Below are 21,836 nucleotides of genomic sequence, written 5' to 3' on the forward strand. Positions count from 1 at the left end.
CTTACAGTGAGATTGGGTGTTACGCAAGGCCATTTGCTGGTTCGCTAAGGGGCGTTCAGGAAAATATCGGTCTTGCGCAAAAAACTTGAAAACCCCGCTTGACGCTGCCCGACCGGGGCCATAATACACCCCAACGTTCAGCAATGAACGGGCAGTGGGCGGTTGTAGCTCAGTTGGTTAGAGTACCGGCCTGTCACGCCGGGGGTCGCGGGTTCGAGCCCCGTCAACCGCGCCATCGCTGCACTCCTTGGTCCAGGTCAAAGGCCACGAAAATAGATGCGCGGTTGTAGCTCAGTTGGTTAGAGTACCGGCCTGTCACGCCGGGGGTCGCGGGTTCGAGCCCCGTCAACCGCGCCATTTCCCCTCTCTTACAAAAATCAGCCCTGACATTCAGGCCGTGTCATGTTGTAGTGCCGCGAATCCAGCCGAGGGCCGCAGTGACCAGTTTGAACCGAGTGATCATGGCGCGGCGCAGCCGTCAGTGGATACGCGATCTGAACCCGCCAAAGCTGGATGCGATCGAGATTTCGGGGTCGTGGGGCAGCCAGTTTGGGTTCCGCAGCTACACGCAGGTCTGGCACAATCAGCACGACATCTGCGCTGGACCCGTGCTGGATAATCAGGGGCAGGTTCGCCAGTTCGATCTGGTTCTGGCCAATCAGGTCTGGGAACATCTGGACCGCCCCTTCGAGGCCACATTGAACGTGCAGGAGATGCTGCGCCCCGGCGGTTATTTCTGGCTGGCGGTACCGTTCTTCATACCGTTTCACGCCGCGCCGTATGATTGCACGCGCTGGTCCGAACGCGGGTTGCGCAATCTGTTGACCGAGTGTGGTTTCGACCCGGCACATATCCGGGCCGAGCAGTGGGGAAATCGGCAGGCGGCGCTGCGGAACCTCGAGCCCGACTGGCCTCCGGTCTATGATCCGGCGACGGATGATCTGGAAAACGATCCCGCCTTTCCGATTTGTGCCTGGGCGTTGGCGCGCAAATCCGACAGTTAAGCCGGGATGAACCGAAAATCCGCTTGTTCTCACTTTGTTCTAACTTTTTGGTTGGAGACTCGGGCTTGCTCGCCTATTTCTAGGTCGTTGGTTGTTGGGGGCCGAAATGGCTGAGCTGAAGAATATCGAGGTGCGCGGCGCGCGCGAGCATAACCTCAAGGGCATTGATGTGGATATCCCGCGGGATCAGCTGGTGGTGATCACCGGGCTGTCGGGTTCGGGCAAGTCCTCGCTGGCATTTGACACGATCTATGCCGAGGGCCAGCGCCGCTATGTCGAAAGCCTGTCAGCCTACGCGCGGCAATTCCTTGATATGATGGAAAAACCCGACGTCGATCACATCAGCGGGCTAAGCCCCGCGATCTCGATCGAGCAGAAGACAACCTCGAAGAACCCGCGTTCGACCGTGGGGACCGTGACAGAAATTTACGACTATTTGCGCCTGCTCTTCGCCCGCGCCGGAACGCCCTACAGCCCCGCCACCGGCGAGCCGATCGAGGCGCAGCAGGTGCAGGACATGGTCGACCGGATCATGACCATGGAGGAGGGGACGCGGGGTTACCTGCTGGCCCCCATCGTGCGCGACCGGAAGGGTGAATATAAGAAAGAGTTTCTGGAGCTGCGCAAGCAGGGCTTTCAGCGCGTCAAGGTGGATGGCGCATTCTACGAACTGGACGAGCCGCCGACGCTGGACAAGAAGTTCCGGCACGACATTGACGTGGTCGTCGACCGTCTGGTCGTGCGTGAGGGGATGGAAACCCGGTTAGCCGACAGCCTACGAACTGCTTTGGATTTGGCTGATGGGATCGCCATTCTGGAAACAGCGCCAAAGGAAGGCGACCCCGAACGGATCACGTTCAGCGAGAATTTTGCCTGTCCGGTCAGTGGTTTCACCATCCCTGAAATCGAGCCGCGCCTGTTCTCGTTCAACGCGCCCTTTGGGGCCTGCCCGGATTGCGACGGTCTGGGGGTTGAGCTGTTCTTTGACGAGCGGCTGGTGGTGCCCGACCAGACTCTGAAACTTTACGACGGCGCGTTGGCACCTTGGCGCAAAGGAAAATCCCCGTATTTCCTGCAGACCATCGAGGCCATCGCGCGTCATTACGAATTCGACAAGAACACGCCATGGAAGGACCTGCCCAAGAAGGTGCAAGAGGTTTTCCTGCGCGGCTCGGGCGATGAGGAAATCCAGTTCCGCTATGATGAGGGGGGGCGCGTCTATCAGGTCACCCGCAGTTTCGAGGGCGTGATCCCGAATATGGAGCGTCGCTATCGCGAAACCGACAGTGCCTGGATTCGTGAGGAATTCGAGCGGTATCAGAACAACCGCCCCTGTGGCACTTGCGACGGGTATCGCCTGCGGGCCGAAGCTCTGGCTGTGAAGATCGCCGGGCTGCATGTTGGGCAGGTTGTTGAGATGTCGATCCGCGAGGCTCTGGCCTGGATCGAGGGCGCGCCAAACCATCTGAGCGTGCAGAAGAATGAGATCGCACGGGCCATCCTCAAAGAGATCCGTGAGCGGCTTGGTTTTCTGAATAACGTGGGTTTGGAATACCTTACGCTATCACGCTCAAGTGGGACCTTGTCGGGTGGAGAAAGCCAGCGTATTCGGCTGGCCAGCCAGATCGGATCGGGCCTGACCGGGGTTTTGTACGTGTTGGACGAGCCGTCAATCGGGCTGCACCAGCGTGATAATGACCGGCTGCTGGGCACGCTCAAGAACCTGCGCGATCAGGGCAATACGGTCATCGTTGTCGAACATGACGAAGAAGCCATTCGCGAGGCGGATTATGTCTTCGATATCGGCCCGGGCGCTGGGGTGCATGGGGGGCAGGTGGTTAGCCACGGAACGCCGGATCAGGTCGCGGGGGACGCGGCCTCAATCACCGGTCAGTATCTGTCGGGCACGCGCGAAATTGCGGTCCCGTCCGAACGGCGCAAGGGCAAAAAGCACAAGGTGACCGTGGTCAAGGCGACGGGAAACAACCTCAAGACGGTCACGGCAGCCTTTCCGCTGGGCAAATTCGTCTGCGTCACAGGTGTTTCGGGCGGCGGAAAATCCACTCTGACGATCGAGACGCTGTTCAAGACCGCCTCGATGCGGTTGAACGGTGCGCGGCAAACGCCGGCTCCGTGTGAGACGATCAAGGGGCTGGAGCATCTTGACAAGGTGATCGACATTGATCAGCGCCCGATCGGACGGACTCCGCGTTCGAATCCAGCGACTTACACCGGGGCATTCACCCCGATCCGCGACTGGTTTGCCGGGTTGCCCGAGGCCAAGGCGCGCGGATACAAGCCCGGGCGGTTCAGCTTTAACGTCAAGGGTGGGCGGTGTGAGGCCTGTCAGGGCGACGGTGTCATCAAGATCGAGATGCACTTCCTGCCCGATGTCTATGTCACCTGCGAGACCTGCAAGGGCGCTCGGTACAATCGCGAGACGTTGGAGATCAAGTTCAAGGGCAAGTCCATCGCGGATGTGCTTGATATGACTGTGGAAGATGCGCAGGAGTTCTTTAAGGCCGTCCCCTCGATCCGAGACAAGATGGATGCGCTGGCCCGCGTCGGGCTGGGCTATATCAAGGTCGGTCAGCAGGCGACAACCCTTTCAGGCGGTGAGGCGCAGCGGGTGAAACTGTCGAAAGAGCTGTCCAAACGTTCGACCGGGCGAACACTTTACATTCTGGATGAGCCGACAACGGGGCTGCATTTCGAAGATGTGCGTAAGCTGTTGGAAGTGCTGCATGAACTGGTGGATCAGGGCAACACTGTCGTGGTGATCGAACATAATCTGGACGTCGTGAAAACCGCCGACTGGATCATCGATATCGGCCCCGAGGGCGGTGACGGAGGTGGACAGATCGTCGCCGAGGGAACGCCGGAAGACGTTGCGGACTGCGAACGCAGCCATACCGGGCGCTACCTTAAGCCGATGCTGAACCCCGAGCGCGTGGCCGCCGAATAGCGGCCATCAATAAAGGATATCGGCCACCGCCCCAATGAGGTTCAGCACTTTGTGCGTTTCGGGATCGATTGTATAAACATAGTCCCCGGCGCGCACATAATTGCCACCACGGCGCAGCCCATAGCGGTAGGGGTCGTTGATCCAGATATAGTCATCAAGCCGGTCACCGGTCCGATAGAGCTTGTTGGCCTGTCCGGGTGGCACGCAGGGCACCGCTTTTTTGGCCAGACCCGGTGGGCAATGTCCGGCCCGGTTCGCGTAGACACCACCCGAATGCGGTGTGACACGTTCGACCTGCAGCTTGGATTTATTCTTACCTTTCCCATTGCCATTTCCCGCCAGGGCAATGGCTGGGCTCAGCGCAAGCAGGGTGATTATTGTGAGGCTGGTCAGGGTCTTCATAGAGGCGCGCTCCGGCGTGGGTGTTTCGGCATTGACTGCACTTTACCCAATCATCTAGGGACGCGCCTTACGCTTTCCAAGCTTGTGCGGTTTTCTGCCACAAGCCGGCTATGACCGGCTGCGTTTCTCGAACCGGGGCAGCATCGCGCTGAAATCGCGACCCAGACCTTCCTCATGTTCCACAAACTGCTCGTATAACATTGCGGCGACCTGTCCCATCGGCGTATCCGCATCGGCACTGTCGGCGGCCTGCTGGCTGAGGCGCAGATCCTTCAGCATCAGTTCTGCGGCAAAACCGGGTTGGTATCCGTTATCTGCCGGGCTCTGCGGGCCTACGCCGGGGGCGGGGCAATAGGCGTTCATCGTCCAGCTGTAACCCGATGACGTGCTCACGACATCGAACATCTTTTGACGGTCCAGACCGAGCTTGTCGGCCAGCGCGAAGGCCTCGCAGGTGGCGATCATGGTGACGCCGAGGATCATGTTGTTACAGATCTTCGCCGCCTGACCGGCACCTGCTTCGCCGCAATGCACCGCCTTCTGGCCCATGATGTCAAACAAAGGCGCAGCAAGCGCGAACGCGTCGTCCGACCCTCCGGCCATGAAGGTCAGCGTTCCGGCAGCAGCCCCGCCGATGCCGCCAGAGACCGGGGCATCAACCGCCAGCAGACCTGCGTCCGCGGCCTGCTTCGCGACAGTGCGTGCGCTGTCCACATCCACGGTAGAGCAATCGATCAACACCGCCCCAGTTTTCATCGCCGGGATGATCTGGTCCGCGACGCTACGCAGGATTTGCCCATTGGGCAGCATCGTAATGACTGCCTCGACCGCCGAGGCGGCCTCGGGGCCCGATGCGGCCATCGTGACGCCGTCGACCGAGACATCCGCCTGATCGAAACCGACCACGTCATGCCCGGCGGCGGCCAGATTGGCCGCCATGGGCGCGCCCATGTTGCCCAGCCCAATGAATGCGATTTTCATCCCTTACTCCTCTGCGAAACTCAGCGCGTTTGCCCCCAGCGGCTGCAGCATCTTCGAGACTGCCACAGTGGGTACGTTCATATCGGCAAATTGCCAGTTGGGGCTGCGATCCTTGTCGATGATCTGGGCACGGATACCTTCCAGAAAATCCCCGTGTTCCATCGCGCGATAGGTGAATCGATACTCCATATCCAACGCCTTGCGCAGCGTCAGGGTTGAGCCGCGTAACCGGTGCAGCATCTCAACTGTGCAGGCCATTGAAGTCGGGGAATTGCGTTGCAGCCCGCCCAGAATTTTCGTCGAAAATTCTTGGTCCTGGCTGCGCAGGTTGTTCAGGATGTCGGTCAGGCTCTCTCCGTCAAAGAGCGCATCTATCGCGGCCTGTGTATCAGCCAGATCGCTTTCGGGCAGAGCCTCGGCATGATCGTCGACGACCTCTGCGCGGCCCGACGCCTCGAGCAGTTCAATCAGTTCCGGCCAGCGCGCTTGGGGTACGAAATGATCGGCAAAACCTGCATAGATGGCGTCCGCAGGGCCCATGCGGTGGCCTGTTATACCCAGATATTCCCCCAACCGACCGGGTGCCAGCGCCAGCATCAGCGATCCGCCTACATCCGGTACGAGACCGATGGAGCATTCCGGCATCGATATCTTTGAGCTTTCGCCAACGACCCGATGACTGCCGTGACAGCCGATCCCAACACCACCCCCCATGGTAAATCCCTGCAGAAAGCTGATCACGGGCTTGGGGTATTCGAAAATAAGCGCGTTCAGGCGGTATTCGTCGCGCCAGAATGTGCGACCATAATTGTAATCACCCTTGGTGCCGGTCGCATAAAGTTCAGCGATGTCACCCCCGGCGCAGAAGGCTTTGTCACCCTCGGCATCCAGTATGATCAGGTCAACCGCATCATCTTCACGCCAGTTGCGCAGCGCGGTATCGATCGCCATGCACATCTCATAGCTGAGCGCGTTCAACGCTTTGGCACGTGTCAGCGTGATGCGCCCGGCGCGCCCGACTGTGCGGATTTCGATGTCGGCCATGTCGTCCTCAGCGGTTTGCAAGCATCTGGCGCGCTACGATGACGCGCATGATCTCGTTGGTGCCCTCGAGAATCTGATGCACGCGCAGATCGCGCACAAGCTTTTCGATGCCATAATCGGCCAGATAGCCATAGCCGCCATGCAGCTGCAGGCACTGGTCGACCACTTTCGAGCCGGTTTCGGTCACGAACTTCTTGGCCATCGCGCAGAATTTGCTGGCATCCGGTGCGCCTTGATCCAGTTTCCACGCCGCCTGTCGCAAGAACGTGCGTGCGGCCTGCAGCTCGATCTCCATATCCGCAAGCCGGAATTGAAGCGCCTGGAACTGATCGATGGATTGGCCAAACGCCTTGCGTTCGGACATATACTGCAGCGTCATGTCCAGCCCGTTCTGCGCAGCGCCCAGCGAGCAGGACGCGATATTCAAGCGCCCGCCATCCAGCCCCATCATTGCATATTTAAAACCGTCGCCTTCGGTGCCGACCAGATTTCCAGCTGGGATTTTGCAGTCGTCGAACTGAACCTGTGCGGTGGGCTGGCTTTTCCAGCCCATCTTCTGTTCCAGCGCGCCGAAGCTGAGGCCGGGCGTGCCATCCTCGACATAGACCGTCGAAATCCCCCGGGGGCCAGCTTCGCCGGTGCGGACCATGCAGACATAGGCATCTGAATACCCCCCGCCCGAGATAAAGGCCTTGGAGCCGTTCAGGGTGTATCCCTCGTTCGTCCGCTCGGCGCGGGTTTTAAGGGCAGCGGCGTCCGAGCCAGAACCGGGCTCGGTCAGGCAGTAGCTCAGCACTGTTTCGAGGCTGAGAATATCCGGCATGATGCGGGATTTCAGCGCATCGCTGGCAAAGCTGTCCAGCATCTTGGCGCACATATTGTGGATCGACAGAAACGCCGCGACCGACGGGCAGGCCATCGACAGGGCCTCGAACACCAACGTGGCGTCCAGCCGGCTCAGACCCGAGCCGCCGCCGTCTTCCGAGACATACAATGCGCCAAAGCCCAGCTCTCCGATCTTGGGCCACAGCTCTTTGGGAATGGTGCCATCCGCCTCCCACTGGCGAGCGAAGGGGGCGATATGGTCTTGGCCAAAGGCATAAGCCATGTCGAAAATGGCTGTCTGTTCTTCGGTCAGCGCGAAATCCATAGCTGTGGTCCCTGTATTCTGCAGAATTGAACGAGCGTTTTATTCTTCAATCCTTACAGAAATTTTTCAATCGGGGCAACGATCCTGCCCTATTTGGGCCGGGCGGACAACTGGGCTATACTGGCCTCATTCAATTAACCAATTTTTCGGAGGGTATTATGCCGAGCTACAAGATGGCCGTGGTCGTCATTCACGGGATGGGCAGCCAGTTTACTGGCCAAAAGAAGCCATCGTCCGAGGTGACATTCTCGCGCGATTTGCACCGGCGTGTCTCGCGCGAACTTGGGGCGCAATTCAATGACGTGGCTTGGCGCGAGATCGTCTGGGCGCATGTTTTGCAGGATCGGCAGAACGATTACCTGCGCAAGATCAAACGCCGGACCGGCTATGACGATGTGCGCAGCTTTGTGGTGCATAATCTGTCGGATGCCGCATCTTACCGAAAGACGGCGGATGGAAATGATGAGATCTACGAGGATATCCATGCCGAAGTGGACCGCGTAATGGAGGATGTCCGGCGGGATGTCGGCAACAATGCGCCCGTCCTGCTGCTTGCCCATTCCTTAGGGGGGCACATCATGTCCAACTACATCTATGATCACCAGAGCCATTTGCGCAAAACCGGGCAGACCCTTTTTAACTCGCCCGTTCGGAACATGCAGACGGTCGCCGGTATCATGACCTTTGGCTGCAATATCCCCATCTTCCTTTTTGCCTACCCGGAGGACGAGATTTACCCGATCGACGCACCAAGAGCGGCTGTGCCGCCAGCCATGCGCTTTAAGACATGGTGGTATAATTTCTATGACAAGCATGACGTGCTGGGCTATCCGCTGCGTGACTGCGGGCCGCGCTATGACCAGTTGGTCGCGTCGCAAGATATTCGTGATGTTTCAATCAATTCCGGCAATATCTTCACATCTTGGAACCCGTTGTCACACAACGGCTATTGGAAGGATCCCGATTTTTACGAACCCGTTTCGCGCATGGCGCGTAACATATTGCGTGCGGCCTGAGGTTACAAATCGGCATGGAACTCTTCTATCAGGTGACGCACAACCGCTTGACCGGCATCGTCGCCGCGTGCGGTCGCTTCGGCATGGATGCGGCGCTGGCGCGTGGCTGAGGTTCCGGTTTCAGCGATCTGCCGAAGGCTTGCGAGTTCTGCCATGGTGCCGAGGGCTTCGGCGTCTTCGGCCAGCATCCCCATAAGCTCGCCGATCAGTTCCGCCATCGGTGTGATCGAGCGGTCGCCGAAATCGATCAGACCTTCGCCAACGCCATAGCGCTGCGCGCGCCATCGGTTCTCTCCGATCAGGAACTTGTCATAGTGGCGCCAGCGCAGATTGCGCGCCTTCAGGCGGCACAACATGCGGGTCAGTGCCTGAACCAGCGCGGCCAGCGCAAGCGTGTGTTCCAATCGCGGTTGCACGTCCATTATACGCGTCTCGAGCGTCGGAAAGCGATGCGACGGGCGCAGGTCCCACCAGATTTTCGAGGTGTCTTCGATCACGCCCAACTCGACCAAAACTCCGGTGGTGCGCTCATATTCGCCCCAACTGCCAAAGACCGGTGGCAGGCCCGTGCGTGGCAGGTTGTCGAACACGGTCAGGCGGTACGAAGACAGGCCCGTATCTTCACCGTTCCAGTAAGGCGACGATGTCGACAGAGCCAGCAGGTGGGGCAGGAAATAGGACAGTTGCGGCATCAGGTCGGCGCGTAGGGCCTGATCCTCGATGCCCACATGCACATGCATCCCGCAGATCAGCATCCGCCGCGCAACGCCCCCAAGCGCGTGTTGCAGGGCGTCGTAACGTTCTTTGCGGGTATGGTGCTGATCCTTCCAGTTCGCGAAGGGATGGCACGAGACCGCGATGGGGGTCAGATTGTATTCGGCGGCGCGTTTTGACACGCAAGAACGCAGGCGCTTGAGATCCTCTCGGGCGGATTTGACGGTCGCGTGCGGGCGGGTACCGACCTCGATCTGACATTGCAGAAATTCGGGGCTGACCTGACCTTCGAAATCGGCCTGACAGGCCTCGATCAGTGCTTCGGGGGCATGCGCCAGTTGCAGGCTGTCGCGGTCAACCAGCAGATATTCCTCTTCGATCCCGATGGTGAATTCCTGCTGCATGATAATCCTCGTACTTCAATTCACTTCAGTGAATACGGAATTTTCCGTTTTGCCAAGGGTTTGACGTGGCGGGTTCTTGCGGATGCCCCTCAGGCAGAGGTATGGAACACCCAGAACCGAATGTGGAGCGCTTCGTGAAACCCAGGAAATTCCCCCAGATCAATGCGGCCCTTGATGAGTTGGGGGTCAAGCTGGTCGACAAGGTTATTGAAAACGATGAACGCGCACGGCTTGAGGCGTTCGAGCGGGCAGGGGGCCTGACCCGTCCGGCCTATGCGTTGTCGCCCGGGATGGAGGGGTTCGATATCGCACCCTTGATCGCCGATTACGTTCAGCACCAGTCTGCGCTCGAGGCGCTAAAGGACCCTGACCGCAACCAGACCGGATATCGTTCAGGCAATGGATATTATGACAGCCCGGACGCCGAAGCGCTGTATCTGATGATCCGCAGGTTCCAGCCCAGGCGCGTAATCGAGGTCGGTTGCGGAAACTCGACCCGTGTGACGCGACAGGCCATCATTGACGGCGGACTGCAAACCGGAATCACAGCAATCGATCCCTATCCGCGCGCCGATATTGCCCATGTGGTCGATCATTTCGAACAGAAACGTCTGGAAGAGGTCGATCCGGCCCTGTTCGATCAGCTCGAGTCCGGCGACGTTTTGTTCATCGACTCGAGCCATGTCGTGCGGATGAGCAACGATGTGGCGCATCTGTTCTGCCGCATCATCCCGACGCTGAAACCGGGCGTTGTGATCCATGTCCACGATGTTTTTCTGCCCTACGAATATCCCAAGCGTTTCTTCTATGACTGCCCGGGCTGGGGCGAGCAGTACATGCTTCACGCAGTGTTGCAATCCGGTGCCTATTCAATGCTTTGGCCCGGATACTACCTGCAGCAGGATCGCCCGGACGCAGTCGAGGCGCTGCCCTTTCTAAAAGATGGTCGCGCGCAGAGCATCTGGGTCCAGATCAAAGAAAATTGAAACAATTGTGATCCGGGCGACAGATTGTCCCGTAACCCTCTCCATAACAAGCTGGAGAGGAGTTAACAGCCATGTTCCGCCGCACATTCATGGGCGCCGCTGCCGCACTTGCCCTTGCGCTGCCCGTCAAGGCACAAGCCGCTGATATCGTAGACACGGCCGTATCTGCGGGGTCGTTCAATACGTTGGTTGCTGCTGTGCAAGCTGCAGGTCTGGTCGATACGCTGAAGGGCGACGGCCCGTTCACTGTGTTTGCCCCGACCGATGAGGCTTTTGCGGCGCTGCCGGAAGGCACCGTGGAAACGCTGCTGTTGCCTGAAAACAAGGACCAGCTTGTCTCGATCCTGACGTATCACGTGGTCCCTGCCAAGGTCATGTCCGGTGACATCGCGGGCAAGCGTGCAAAAGTTCTGACCGTTCAAGGAGATCGCCTGAGCGTGAATGCCAGGAACGGCGTAAAGGTCAATGACGCCAAAGTGGTGCAGGCCGATATTGAGGCAAGCAACGGCGTGATCCACGTGGTCGATACCGTTATCCTGCCCGAATAATCCCCCCTCAAGTACCCCCTGAACGTCAAAGCCCCGGTCCAATATGGCCGGGGCTTTTTCGTGGGGATTGTCAGTTGGGCTTATACCAAACGCACCTGCGTGCCGACCTGTACCAACGGGTAAAGCTCTTCGACATGCTGGTTGTAGAGCCCGATGCAGCCCGACGAGCTCTGCCGTCCGATCTTACGTGTATCATGTGTGCCGTGTACCAGATATGCTGGCCAGCCCAGATACATCGCTCGGGTTCCCAGCGGATTGCCGGGCTCGCCGCCTTCCATGCGGACCGGCAGCGAGGGGTCACGTTCGCGCATCGATGCCGTTGGCGTCCAGCTTGGGTTTTCCGCCTTGCGCACCACCTTGGTATAGCCGCGTTTGGTTAGTTCTTCGCTCATCGGGACCGAGCTGGGATAAAGCCGATAGGTTCCGTCCGGACCCCAGTAGTGCACCGCGCGGCTGGTGATATCGGCGAGCAGGGCGCCGACGCCCAGTTCATCAAAGTGGTCCTGCCAGTTCTGCTGCGAGAAGGATGACACATTGCGGCGCACTGGCAGTTGTGTGCTGATCGCGTCTTCGTCTTGCGGGAACGCATCAAGGCTCTGCGCGCGCACCAAAGCAGGCGTCGCGATCAGGGATGCGGCCCCCATCAGGGCGTAGCGGCGGGTCATACGGTTTTGGGACAAGTCTGCCTCCGGAACTATCAACTGCTCGGTCATTCAAGTTGGCGGTAAAATATTGGTGATTGTCCGATTTTTCCAGAGGGGCTGTTCTGAATTTCTTGTGAGGTGCGCCTTGGTGGTCATTCTGCCCCAGACAGTAAAAACCCGGCCGTGTTGGGCCGGGTTTAGAGTCGGTCGGAGAAGGCCGGTCAGTCCATCGCTTTGAAGTTGAACTCGCCACCTTCTTTGATGCCCGAAGGCCAGCGCGAGGTGACGGTTTTGGTCCGCGTATAGAACTTGAAGCTGTCCGGGCCGTGTTGGTTCAGGTCACCGAACATGGATTTCTTCCAGCCGCCAAAGGTGTGATAGGCCAGCGGCACCGGGATCGGCACGTTGATGCCGACCATGCCGATATTCACCCGGCTGGCAAAGTCACGCGCGGTGTCGCCGTCACGAGTGAAAATCGCGGTGCCGTTGCCGTACTCATGGTCCATCGCCAGCTTCAGCGCCTCTTCATACGATCCAGCGCGAACGGTGGACAGAACCGGGCCAAAGATTTCCTGCTTGTAGATATCCATATCCGGGGTGACATGGTCGAACAGATGCGGGCCGACGAAAAAGCCGTCTTCATAGCCCTGCAGGCTGAAGTCACGGTTGTCGACAACCAGCTTCGCGCCCTGTTCCACGCCCGAGTTGATCAGGCCCAGAATGCGTTCCTTCGCAGCTCGGGTCACGACCGGGCCCATGTCCACATCATCGCCAGCGGTATAGGGGCCAACTTTCAGTTTTTCGACACGCGGGATCAGCTTTTCGATCAGCGCATCGGCGGTTTCCTCTCCCACAGGGACGGCGACCGAGATCGCCATGCAGCGTTCGCCCGCCGCGCCGAATCCCGCCCCGACCAGCGCGTCAGCGGCCTGATCCATATCGGCGTCGGGCATCACGATCATGTGGTTTTTGGCACCGCCAAAGCACTGGGCGCGTTTGCCGTTCGCGGTTGCGCGGGCATAGATGTACTGCGCAATCGGGGTCGAGCCGACAAAGCTGACGCCCTGAATGATCTCGCTGTCCAGCAGAGTATCTACGGCCTCTTTATCACCGTTCACAACCTGGAAGACGCCTTTGGGCAGACCAGCTTCGATGAACAACTCGGCCAGCATCAGCGGGACCGAGGGATCACGCTCGGACGGTTTCAGCACCACCGCGTTGCCGCAGGCCAGCGCCGGGCCCACATGCCACAGGGGCATCATGGCCGGGAAGTTGAACGGCATGATCGAGGCGACAACACCCAGCGGCTGACGCATCGAATACATATCGATGCCGGGGCCCGCGCTGTCGGTGAATTCACCCTTCAGCATCTGCGGCGCGCCGATGCAATATTCGATCACCTCCAGCCCGCGCTGCAGATCGCCCTTGGCGTCGGGCAGCGTCTTGCCGTGTTCGCGGCTCAGCGCTTCGGCCAGCTTGTCCATGTCGCGGTTCATCAGGCCAACCATCGCCATCATCACCCGCGCGCGCTTCTGCGGGTTTGTCGCGCCCCATGCGACCTGAGCCGCAGCGGCGTCTTCAATGGCAGCGGTTGTCTCGGCCGCGCTGGCCATCGGGCATCTATACTGTGCCTCGCCGGTGGCGGGGTTGAAAACATCGTCGAAACGGCCCGATGTGCCGGCGACGTTCTCACCGTTGATGAAATGGGTCAGGTCGTTCATGGCAAACTCCTCCGAATTACGTTGCGCGCAGAATAGGCTTGCGAAAATCCCCTGAACAGAGGCAATGTTTCAAATCGGTTTTGCAAAAATGCAAAGGTTGAGGGATGTCACCAAACTGGGATGATCTGCGTGTCTTCCTTGCGGTCGCGCGCGAGGAAAGCCTGTCGGCGGCGGGCCGAGTGCTGATGATCGACCCGGCTACGGTTGGGCGTCGGATCGCGCGGCTTGAGGTTGCGCTGGATGCTGTTCTGTTCACGAAATCGCAGCAGGGATATGTGCTGACCACGGCAGGCCAACGGTTGATGGAGCACGGGCTGCAGGCCGAAGAGGCCATGCGCGCGGCGGCTGGGGTCATGTCCGGCTCGGCCAAATCGCTGAGTGGTCAGATTAGGATCGGCGCGCCGGATGGCTGTGCCAATTATCTGCTGCCGCAGGTTTGCGCGCAGATCAGCGATGCCAACCCGGATCTCGATATCCAGATTCTGGCCTTGCCGCGCATCATCAACCTGTCTCGGCGCGAGGCGGATATGGCGATTACCGTCAGCGCGCCGACAGCGGGGCAGTTGCTGGTTCAGAAAATCACCGATTATCGCCTGCATCTCGTCGCCAGTCAGAAATACCTGAACGATCACGACCCGATCCGGACCATCGGTGATCTGAACGCTCATCGCATGATCGGCTATATCCCCGACATGATCTTTGACCGAGAGCTGGATTACCTCAACGATATCGGGGTTGACCGTGTCGCGCTTGCATCAAACTCGGTGTCGGTGCAGCTGCGTCAGGTCTCGTTGGGATCGGGCGTCTGCGTGGCGCATGATTTTACGCTGCCGTTTCACTCCGGCTTGCGGAAAATCGTGACGGATCAGGTCAGTCTGACGCGGGGGTTCTATCTGGTGCGCCATCAGGGGGATCAGCGCAACGAGCGGTTGAACCGCTTTGCCGAGGCGCTGACGCGCGGCCTGCGGGACGAAGTGGCGCGGCTTGAGCGCGAAGCTTCACCTTGACACATTCAGGCATTCCGGCAACGCTTTGGAAAACAGTACGATATTCCGGAGGTTTTTGCTTATGCTTGTTCAGGCCATTCTTAAATCCAAGGCCACTGACGGGGTGGTGACGGTCGAACCATCGGCAACCGTCTCTCAGGCAGCAGAGATTCTGGCCAATAAACGGATCGGTACTGTGATCATCTCGGAGGATGGCGGCCAGACGGCAGCCGGTATATTGTCCGAGCGCGACATCGTGCGCGAGCTTGCCTCAAGCGGCAGCGGCTGTCTTGGAAAACCTGTCAGCGCCTATATGACCAAGGATCTTGTGACCGCGACCCAACAGGACACGGTCGAGGCCATCCTGTCCCGCATGACCGAAGGCCGCTTCCGCCACATGCCGGTTGTCGAAGAGGGCAAGCTGATCGGGATTGTGACGCTGGGTGATGCGGTGAAGGCGCAGCTTGCAGAACTGGCGATGGAAAAAAACGCGCTGGAAGGCATGATAATGGGGCATTGAGGGCAGGGCCCATGCCTGACCCTTGCACCTGCGGCAGAGTTATGTTTGCGTGCGCAGAAATAATGCGCAGGAGGCCCTGATGCGGGTTGGATTATATCCGGGAACCTTCGATCCCATCACCTTGGGTCATATCGACATCATCCGTCGGGCCTCGGCCCTTGTGGACAAGCTGGTGATCGGGGTTGCGATCAATCGGGACAAGGGCCCGTTGTTTTCTCTCGAAGAACGTGTGGCGATGATTGAGGCCGAGTGCGCCCATCTGACCGAGCAAACCGGCACCGAGATCGTAGCGCACCCATTTGAAAACCTGCTGATCGATTGCGCCCGCGATGTCGGCGCGCAGATCATCGTGCGCGGGCTGCGGGCGGTTGCGGATTTCGAGTATGAATTCCAGATGGTCGGGATGAACCGTGTGCTGGACGATTCGATTGAGACCGTATTCCTGATGGCCGAAGCGCGGCATCAGGCGATTGCTTCGAAACTGGTAAAGGAAATCGCCCGTCTGAACGGGGACGTGTCAAAATTCGTCACCCCCCGCGTCAATACGGCCTTGCGCGAACGCTTAGGATAGCGCGCCCATCGCGGCGGCCGTGTCCAGCATCCGGTTCGAGAAACCCCACTCGTTATCATACCACGCCAGCACGCGTACCAAGGTGCCGTCGGTCACTTTTGTTTCGGCAAGCGAAACAGTTGAGCTATGCGGGTCGTGATTGAAGTCGATTGAGATCAGCGGACGAGTCTCTGCGGCCAGAACGGTGGGCATTTTGGCAGCGGCTTCGACGAACAGGGCGTTGACCTCTTCTTCGGTGGTCGGGCGCGAGACCTCGGCCACCAGATCGACGACCGAGACGTTCGGCGTCGGTACTCGGATCGCTTGCCCGGTCAGTTTCCCCGCCAGTTGCGGCAGAACCAACCCGACCGCTGAAGCCGCACCAGTCGTGGTCGGAATCATCGAAAGTGCCGCTGCGCGCGACAGGTAGGGATCTTTGCCCGCAGTGTCATGCACCGGTTGGCTGGCCGTATAGGCGTGAACGGTGGTCATGTTGCCGTGCTTGATACCCAGACCAGCGTCCAGCGCCGCTGCGACCGGGGACAGGCAGTTGGTGGTGCAGGATGCGTTCGAGACAACGATGTCGTCGGCAGTCAGTTCGTGATCGTTCACACCAAAGACTACGGTTTTCACGCCGCCATCACCACGGGCGGGGGCCGAGATCAAAACCTTCTTTGATACGTTTTTCAGATGCCGCTCAGCCGCTTCGCGAGTACGGAACACGCCGGTACATTCCAGAACGACGTCCACATCGGCCCAATCCAGCGCTTCGGGGTCTCGCTCGCTGGTTAACCGGATGGGCCCGGCGCCAACGTCCAGACCTGCGTCGCTGAGTGTTACGGGGTTGGGATAGCGTCCATGCACGCTGTCAAACTCGAACAGATGGGCGTTCATCTCGGGCTTGGCCAGATCGTTGATCGCGACGATTTCAACATCGGTACGGCCTGATTCCATGACAGCGCGCAGAACACCGCGCCCGATCCGTCCAAATCCATTGATTGCCAGCTTGAGTGTCATGATACGCTCCGTCCGAATATCGCCTGTATATGGTTAGCGCTAACAAAGCCAGATTGCGCAGAAAGTCAAGCAAAACCTCTGTCAGCGCCAGAAGGCGAGCCAGTCGAGAAAATCGTAAAGCTTCTTACCGAGGAACAGCAGATGTTCTGTACCAACCAGCGCAACATCCAGCATCAGACCACCTAGAATGAGAATTCCAAGCCAGATGGCGATTTGATTGGTCATTGGGGTGCGCCCTAAACAAAATGCCCGCCCAGATAACCTGAGCGGGCATAAGGGTACAAGCGATGTGCGAAGGGTCAGTTAAGGCGGCCCATCGCAACGGCCACATCGGCCATACGCACCGAGAAGCCCCATTCATTGTCATACCACGCCAGCACGCGCACCATGCGGTTGTCGACCACGCGGGTCTGATCCGGCGCGAAGATCGAGCTTTCCTCGGTGTGGTTGAAATCGGTCGAGACCAGCGGCGCGGGTTCATACCCCAGAACGCGCTGCATCGGGCCTTTGCGGCCTCTTCCACGATGGCGTTGACCTCTTCGACGGTTACATCGCGCGAGGCGCGGAATGACAGATCGACAGCCGAGACGTTCGGGGTCGGCACGCGGATGGCCGAACCATCCAGTCGGCCTTTGAGGTTAGGCAGAACTTCGCCCAGGGCTGCAGCAGCACCGGTCGAGGTCGGGATCATCGACATGGCCGCTGCGCGCGCGCGGTAAAGATCGCTGTGACGGCGGTCCAATGTCGGCTGGTCACCGGTATAGGCGTGGATCGTGGTCATGATGCCGTGCTCGATGCCGACACCTTCGTCCAGAACCTTGGCAAGCGGGGCAAGGCAGTTGGTGGTGCAGGACCCGTTCGAAACCATCTTGTCTTCGCCGGTCAGGCTGTTGTGGTTCACGCCAAACACAATCGTCTTGTCGACGTTCTTGCCGGGGGCCGACAGCAAAACCTTCTGGGCGCCGCGATCCAGGTGTGTCTTGGCCTTCAGCCCGTCATTGAATTTGCCGGTGCATTCCAGAACGACGTCGCAGCCTTCCCAGTCCAGCTCGTTCATGTCGTAGGTCGAAAACATCTCCATCGGGCCGCGGCCCAGATCCATGGTGTTGCCCTCGATCGAGATATCGCGCGGGAACCGCCCGTGGATGCTGTCATATTTCAGCAGATGCGCCGAGGTTTCCAGCGGGCCGGTGGCGTTGACTTTGATCACTTCGATGTCGTTGCGGCCCGAGGCGGCAATGTGCGACAGGGTACAGCGGCCAATGCGGCCAAAACCATTGATACCGACCTTGATGGTCATCCGACGTCTCCAAACTGCGCTTATGTTGCAGCGCATATAGCCGCGAAAGTGGAATCTCAAAAGGGCAAAATTAGCATATTTTTAAGGTGTTAGCGCAAACCTGCGGCGGTTGCGCTAACGCTTGCGCTAGCTGTCGGATAAGGTAGGGTCCGACCGGAGCGGTTGATTGGAAAGGAAGCGCGATGAGTGGTCTTTTGGCCCTACTGGACGATGTGGCGGGCATCGCCAAGGTTGCCGCGGCCTCGGTCGATGACGTGGTGGCTGCAGCGGGTAAGGCCGGGGCAAAGACGGCAGGCGTGATCATCGATGACGCGGCAGTGACACCCAAATACGTTCAGGGTTTTGCGCCCGCACGCGAATTGCCGATCATCTGGCGTATCGCGCGCGGCTCGTTTTTCAACAAGCTCATCCTTTTATTACCGGTGGCGCTGCTGCTGGCCAATTTTGCGCCTTGGCTGATCACGCCTTTGCTGATGCTCGGCGGGTCTTATTTGTGTTTCGAAGGGGCCGAGAAGATCTTCCATGTGCTCTTTCCACATGGAAGCAAGGCGATCGAAGCGGATATGAAAAATCCAGATCCCGGTCATCTTGAGGAACAGAAGGTCAAGGGGGCGATCAAGACCGATTTCATCCTGTCGGCCGAAATCATGACCATCGCGTTAGCCGCCATCGAGGCGCCGAATGTTTGGATGCAAGCAGCAACGCTTGCTGTGGTTGGCATCGGGGTCACTGTGGCGGTCTATGGCTCTGTCGCGTTGATCGTGAAGATGGACGATGTGGGGCTGTTCCTAGCAAAAAATGCGCCGACGCGCATAGGACGAGGAACGGGCCGGGGGCTGGTCAAGGCAATGCCTGTTGTGATGAAAGTTCTGTCCATTGTCGGCACCGCTGCGATGCTTTGGGTCGGTGGGTCGATCATCATCCACGGGCTGGAGGAATTGGGCTTTGGCTGGCTTGGCCATCACATTCACGATTGGGCCTACGCTCTGGGCCATTTGGTTCCGGCAGCTTGGACAGGGGTTGTCGAGTGGGTGTCCAAAGCGACGATGGACGGGATTTTGGGACTGGCCTGGGGTATGGCGCTGATCCCGGTGGCGACCCGGCTGCTTAAATCGCACTGACAGCAATCAGCCCCACGCGCAAAGGTTCGGGCGCGTGGGGAGGTGTTCAATATCCGTTTGGGTTACCTTTGACGACAACACCCGCACCGTCCACCTTGCCGTCTTTGAACAGCGTTACGGCGGCTCCGTCGATTTTCAGGTTCCAACAATTCTTTGGGTCCGTTCCATACTGAAAGCACATACCGTTGTCCGTTGCCGTCCAAGTTCCGGTATAGCCGTCCCCTTTGATAGCGCCGTCAGCGGCGTAATACTCGGTGAACGCACCTGATAGCATGCCCCCCTGATAGGTGTGATCGCTCATGGTTTGCTGGATTTGTTCCTTCGTAGCGAAGTCGCCTGCGGCGGCTGTTGTGGCGATGCCCATCAAAACAATCGGGACTGCGGTTCGGAGTTGCATGGTCTGGTTCCCTGTATTCAATTCAGTGCCGCGCAGGTAATGCGAACGTGGTGCAGACACAGGGACGAGGGCTTCACGACGGCTCATCTATTCGTGACCGGTTCTGCGGAAACGAAAAAGGCGGCCGATGGGCCGCCTTTCCGATACGTTGTGCCTGGGCTTAACCCAGTAGCTCTTTGACTTTTGCAACAGTTGCTTCGGCGGTGATGCCAAAGTGTTTGTACAATTCACCCGCCGGAGCCGAAGCACCAAAGCTCGACATGCCGATAAAGCCAGCTTTGGCTTCGCGACCGCGTTCACCCAGCAGCCAGCGGTCCCAGCCTCCGGCACGCACTGCGGCCTCGATGCCGACACGTACGGCACCCGCGGGCAACACGCGCTTGCGATAGGCTTCGTCCTGCTCGGCGAACAGCTCCATACAGGGCATCGAGACGACGCGGGTGCCGATGCCTTCGGCTTCAAGCATCGCTTTGGCTTCCATTGCCAGCGAAACCTCAGAGCCGGTGGCGATCAGGATCGCCTGACGTTTGCTCTCGGCTTCGGCCAGAACGTAAGCACCCTGAGCGGTCAGGTTCTTGGCTTTGTGGTCCTTGCGCACGGTCGGAACGCCCTGACGGGTCAGCGACAGGACCGAGGGGCTGTCCTTGAAGGTCAGCGCCAGTTCCCAGGCTTCAGCGGTCTCAACGGTGTCGGCGGGGCGGAACACATAGGTGTTCGGCGTCGCGCGGCTGATCGCCAGATGCTCAACCGGCTGGTGGGTCGGACCGTCTTCGCCCAGACCGATCGAGTCATGGGTCATCACGAAAACCGACGGGATTTTCATCAGCGCAGCCAGACGCATGGAGGGGCGGGCATAGTCGGTGAAGGCCATGAAGGTACCGCCATAGGGGCGGATGCCACCATGCAGCGCCATGCCGTTCATCGCAGCGGCCATGCCGTGCTCACGAATACCGTAGTGGATGTAGCGACCCTTGCGGTTCTCCGGCAGGAAGACACCCATGTCAGCCGATTTGGTGTTGTTCGAGCCGGTCAAGTCGGCCGAGCCGCCCACGGTCTCGGTCATGATCGGGTTCACAACGTTCAGAACCTTCTCGGACGAGGCGCGGGTGGCCAGCTTGGGCTGGTCCTCGGACATTTGTTTCTTGAACGAACGGATGGCACCCGCCAGCTTTTTGGGCGCTTCAAACGCATAAGCGCGGTTGAACTCGGCCTGCTTGCGTTCAGATATATGCGAGAAGCGCTCCTCCCATGCAGCACGCTCGGCTGCGCCGCGGGCGCCAATGGCCTCCCACGCGGATTTCACATCTGCCGGGATTTCGAACGCATCATGCGGCCAGCCGTAGCCTTCCTTGGCAGCTTTCAACTGATCCTGATCGGTCAACGCACCGTGACCTTTCGAGGTGTCCTGCGCCGCGTGACCCAGAGCGATGTGGCTTTTGCAGGCAATCATCGAGGGTTTGTTTGATTTCTTCGCCTGAACGATGGCCGCGTCGATGGCTTTCGGATCATGGCCGTCGATCTCAATCACATGCCAGCCCGAAGCCGAAAAGCGGCGCACCTGATCGGTGCGGTCTGCAATATCGACCGTGCCGTCGATGGTGATGTTGTTGTCATCCCAGAAGACGATCAGTTTGCTCAGCTCGTGACGGCCTGCCAGTGTGATCGCTTCTTGGCTGACGCCTTCCATCAGGCAGCCATCGCCCGCGATGACGTAAGTGTAGTGATCAACGATCTTTTTGCCGTAATGTGCGCGCTGAATCTCTTCGGCCATGGCAAAGCCTACGGCGTTCGAGATGCCCTGACCCAGCGGCCCGGTGGTGGTTTCGATCCCCTCGACGAGGAAGTTCTCGGGGTGACCCGCAGTCTTCGCGCCCAGCTGGCGGAAGTTCTTGATCTCGTCCAACGTCACATCCGCGTGGCCAGTGAGATACAGAAGCGAATAGATCAGCATTGAGCCGTGGCCAGCCGACAGAATGAACCGATCGCGGTCAGGCCAGTTGGGGGCCGAGGCGTCAAACTTCAGGTGCTTTTCGAACAGCACGGTCGCAACATCGGCCATGCCCATTGGCATACCGGAATGGCCGGAATTGGCGGCGGCGACAGCGTCGAGGGTCAGGGTGCGGATGGCCGCAGCCTTGTCCCAGTGTTCAGGGTTGGCGGTGCGCAGCGCAGTCAGGTCCACGGGCGTTATTCCTTTGGGTTACGGGCAGATGGGGCGCTGAATACCATCCGTCCGTCAAAGTGCAAGCAGAACCGGGCGTTGCGTCTGTTTCGCGCTTGAACTGTGGTGCGCAAGTGGTTGAAACCAAACAGTGGGTATTTTCCGTCACATTCCGTTAGACTAGGCATCAGAGGCGCCGCTTTTG

At 59.1% G+C, this 21,836-nt stretch carries 20 protein-coding genes, 2 tRNA genes and 1 pseudogene; 11 read left to right on the forward strand and 12 right to left on the reverse strand.

Annotated features, from left to right (window positions below):
- Positions 1-158 precede the first annotated feature (158 nt).
- The 4 genes from ACR3EN_RS14185 to uvrA all read left to right on the forward strand — a co-directional run bounded on the left by ACR3EN_RS14185 (position 159) and on the right by uvrA (position 3,969).
- Positions 159-235, forward strand: a tRNA-Asp gene (locus ACR3EN_RS14185).
- A 45-nt stretch (positions 236-280) separates the two neighbouring features.
- Positions 281-357, forward strand: a tRNA-Asp gene (locus ACR3EN_RS14190).
- Positions 358-461: 104 nt separating this feature from the next.
- The gene (locus ACR3EN_RS14195) at positions 462-1,004 is read left to right on the forward strand and encodes a methyltransferase domain-containing protein (protein ID WP_480918433.1); all 543 of its coding nucleotides are present in this window, start codon (positions 462-464) and stop codon (positions 1,002-1,004) included.
- A 106-nt stretch (positions 1,005-1,110) separates the two neighbouring features.
- The gene (gene uvrA / locus ACR3EN_RS14200; protein WP_480822018.1) at positions 1,111-3,969 is read left to right on the forward strand and encodes an excinuclease ABC subunit UvrA; all 2,859 of its coding nucleotides are present in this window, start codon (positions 1,111-1,113) and stop codon (positions 3,967-3,969) included.
- 6 nt (positions 3,970-3,975) lie between these two features.
- On the opposite strand, the gene ACR3EN_RS14205 is transcribed toward uvrA, so the two are convergent.
- The 4 genes from ACR3EN_RS14205 to ACR3EN_RS14220 all read right to left on the reverse strand — a co-directional run bounded on the left by ACR3EN_RS14205 (position 3,976) and on the right by ACR3EN_RS14220 (position 7,546).
- Positions 3,976-4,371, reverse strand: a complete 396-nt coding sequence (locus ACR3EN_RS14205) for a hypothetical protein (RefSeq protein ID WP_480822020.1) — start codon at positions 4,369-4,371, stop codon at positions 3,976-3,978.
- 108 nt (positions 4,372-4,479) lie between these two features.
- Complete coding sequence (gene mmsB / locus ACR3EN_RS14210; RefSeq protein WP_480822022.1) at positions 4,480-5,352, reverse strand: 3-hydroxyisobutyrate dehydrogenase; 873 nt, start codon at positions 5,350-5,352, stop codon at positions 4,480-4,482.
- A 3-nt stretch (positions 5,353-5,355) separates the two neighbouring features.
- Positions 5,356-6,396: an enoyl-CoA hydratase/isomerase family protein gene (locus tag ACR3EN_RS14215; RefSeq protein ID WP_480870750.1), complete on the reverse strand. Its 1,041-nt coding sequence runs from the start codon at positions 6,394-6,396 to the stop codon at positions 5,356-5,358.
- A 7-nt stretch (positions 6,397-6,403) separates the two neighbouring features.
- Positions 6,404-7,546: an acyl-CoA dehydrogenase family protein gene (locus tag ACR3EN_RS14220; protein WP_480822026.1), complete on the reverse strand. Its 1,143-nt coding sequence runs from the start codon at positions 7,544-7,546 to the stop codon at positions 6,404-6,406.
- Between the two features lie 158 nt (positions 7,547-7,704).
- Between ACR3EN_RS14220 and ACR3EN_RS14225 the strand changes: the two genes are divergently transcribed.
- Complete coding sequence (locus ACR3EN_RS14225) at positions 7,705-8,562, forward strand: hypothetical protein (protein WP_480822028.1); 858 nt, start codon at positions 7,705-7,707, stop codon at positions 8,560-8,562.
- 2 nt (positions 8,563-8,564) lie between these two features.
- On the opposite strand, the gene ACR3EN_RS14230 is transcribed toward ACR3EN_RS14225, so the two are convergent.
- Positions 8,565-9,680, reverse strand: a complete 1,116-nt coding sequence (locus ACR3EN_RS14230) for a carboxylate-amine ligase (RefSeq protein ID WP_480822030.1) — start codon at positions 9,678-9,680, stop codon at positions 8,565-8,567.
- Between the two features lie 134 nt (positions 9,681-9,814).
- Here ACR3EN_RS14230 and ACR3EN_RS14235 point away from each other — a divergent pair, with 134 nt between their 5' ends.
- Both ACR3EN_RS14235 and ACR3EN_RS14240 read left to right on the forward strand, forming a co-directional pair.
- Positions 9,815-10,666: a class I SAM-dependent methyltransferase gene (locus ACR3EN_RS14235; RefSeq protein ID WP_480822032.1), complete on the forward strand. Its 852-nt coding sequence runs from the start codon at positions 9,815-9,817 to the stop codon at positions 10,664-10,666.
- Positions 10,667-10,737: 71 nt separating this feature from the next.
- Positions 10,738-11,214, forward strand: coding sequence for a fasciclin domain-containing protein (locus tag ACR3EN_RS14240; protein WP_480822034.1), 477 nt, complete (start codon positions 10,738-10,740; stop codon positions 11,212-11,214).
- An 80-nt stretch (positions 11,215-11,294) separates the two neighbouring features.
- Here ACR3EN_RS14240 and ACR3EN_RS14245 read toward each other — a convergent pair whose 3' ends face one another.
- Together ACR3EN_RS14245 and ACR3EN_RS14250 are read right to left on the reverse strand one after the other, a co-directional pair.
- Complete coding sequence (locus ACR3EN_RS14245; protein WP_480822415.1) at positions 11,295-11,879, reverse strand: L,D-transpeptidase; 585 nt, start codon at positions 11,877-11,879, stop codon at positions 11,295-11,297.
- A 200-nt stretch (positions 11,880-12,079) separates the two neighbouring features.
- Entirely contained in the window at positions 12,080-13,579 is a 1,500-nt protein-coding gene (locus tag ACR3EN_RS14250; protein ID WP_480822036.1) for a CoA-acylating methylmalonate-semialdehyde dehydrogenase, read from the reverse strand.
- A 104-nt stretch (positions 13,580-13,683) separates the two neighbouring features.
- On the opposite strand from ACR3EN_RS14250, the gene ACR3EN_RS14255 reads away from it, so the two are divergent.
- The 3 genes from ACR3EN_RS14255 to coaD all read left to right on the forward strand — a co-directional run bounded on the left by ACR3EN_RS14255 (position 13,684) and on the right by coaD (position 15,656).
- On the forward strand, positions 13,684-14,586 hold the full coding sequence (locus ACR3EN_RS14255) for a LysR family transcriptional regulator (protein ID WP_480822038.1): 903 nt from the start codon (positions 13,684-13,686) through the stop codon (positions 14,584-14,586).
- A 61-nt stretch (positions 14,587-14,647) separates the two neighbouring features.
- Complete coding sequence (locus tag ACR3EN_RS14260) at positions 14,648-15,085, forward strand: CBS domain-containing protein (protein WP_480822040.1); 438 nt, start codon at positions 14,648-14,650, stop codon at positions 15,083-15,085.
- A gap of 79 nt (positions 15,086-15,164) precedes the next feature.
- Positions 15,165-15,656, forward strand: a complete 492-nt coding sequence (gene coaD, locus ACR3EN_RS14265) for a pantetheine-phosphate adenylyltransferase (protein WP_480822042.1) — start codon at positions 15,165-15,167, stop codon at positions 15,654-15,656.
- On the opposite strand, the gene gap (ACR3EN_RS14270) is transcribed toward coaD, so the two are convergent.
- The 3 genes and pseudogenes from gap (ACR3EN_RS14270) to gap (ACR3EN_RS14280) form a co-directional block, all read right to left on the reverse strand.
- Positions 15,648-16,652, reverse strand: coding sequence for a type I glyceraldehyde-3-phosphate dehydrogenase (gap, locus tag ACR3EN_RS14270; RefSeq protein WP_480870751.1), 1,005 nt, complete (start codon positions 16,650-16,652; stop codon positions 15,648-15,650). The genes coaD and gap (ACR3EN_RS14270) overlap by 9 nt on opposite strands.
- A gap of 81 nt (positions 16,653-16,733) precedes the next feature.
- Positions 16,734-16,877: a hypothetical protein gene (locus ACR3EN_RS14275; RefSeq protein WP_480822046.1), complete on the reverse strand. Its 144-nt coding sequence runs from the start codon at positions 16,875-16,877 to the stop codon at positions 16,734-16,736.
- 74 nt (positions 16,878-16,951) lie between these two features.
- Positions 16,952-17,952, reverse strand: a pseudogene (gene gap, locus ACR3EN_RS14280) (type I glyceraldehyde-3-phosphate dehydrogenase).
- 182 nt (positions 17,953-18,134) lie between these two features.
- Here gap (ACR3EN_RS14280) and ACR3EN_RS14285 point away from each other — a divergent pair.
- Positions 18,135-19,073, forward strand: a complete 939-nt coding sequence (locus ACR3EN_RS14285; protein WP_480822050.1) for a DUF808 domain-containing protein — start codon at positions 18,135-18,137, stop codon at positions 19,071-19,073.
- A gap of 46 nt (positions 19,074-19,119) precedes the next feature.
- Here the strand turns inward: ACR3EN_RS14285 and ACR3EN_RS14290 are convergent, their stop codons facing one another.
- Positions 19,120-19,557 carry a hypothetical protein gene (locus ACR3EN_RS14290; protein WP_480918434.1) on the reverse strand — a complete coding sequence of 146 codons (438 nt, stop codon included), beginning with the start codon at positions 19,555-19,557 and terminating at the stop codon, positions 19,120-19,122.
- A 73-nt stretch (positions 19,558-19,630) separates the two neighbouring features.
- Positions 19,631-21,652 carry a transketolase gene (tkt, locus tag ACR3EN_RS14295; RefSeq protein WP_480822054.1) on the reverse strand — a complete coding sequence of 674 codons (2,022 nt, stop codon included), beginning with the start codon at positions 21,650-21,652 and terminating at the stop codon, positions 19,631-19,633.
- Between the last annotated feature and the right edge of the window lie 184 nt (positions 21,653-21,836).

It is taken from the genome of Ruegeria sp. G7 (assembly GCF_056535465.1).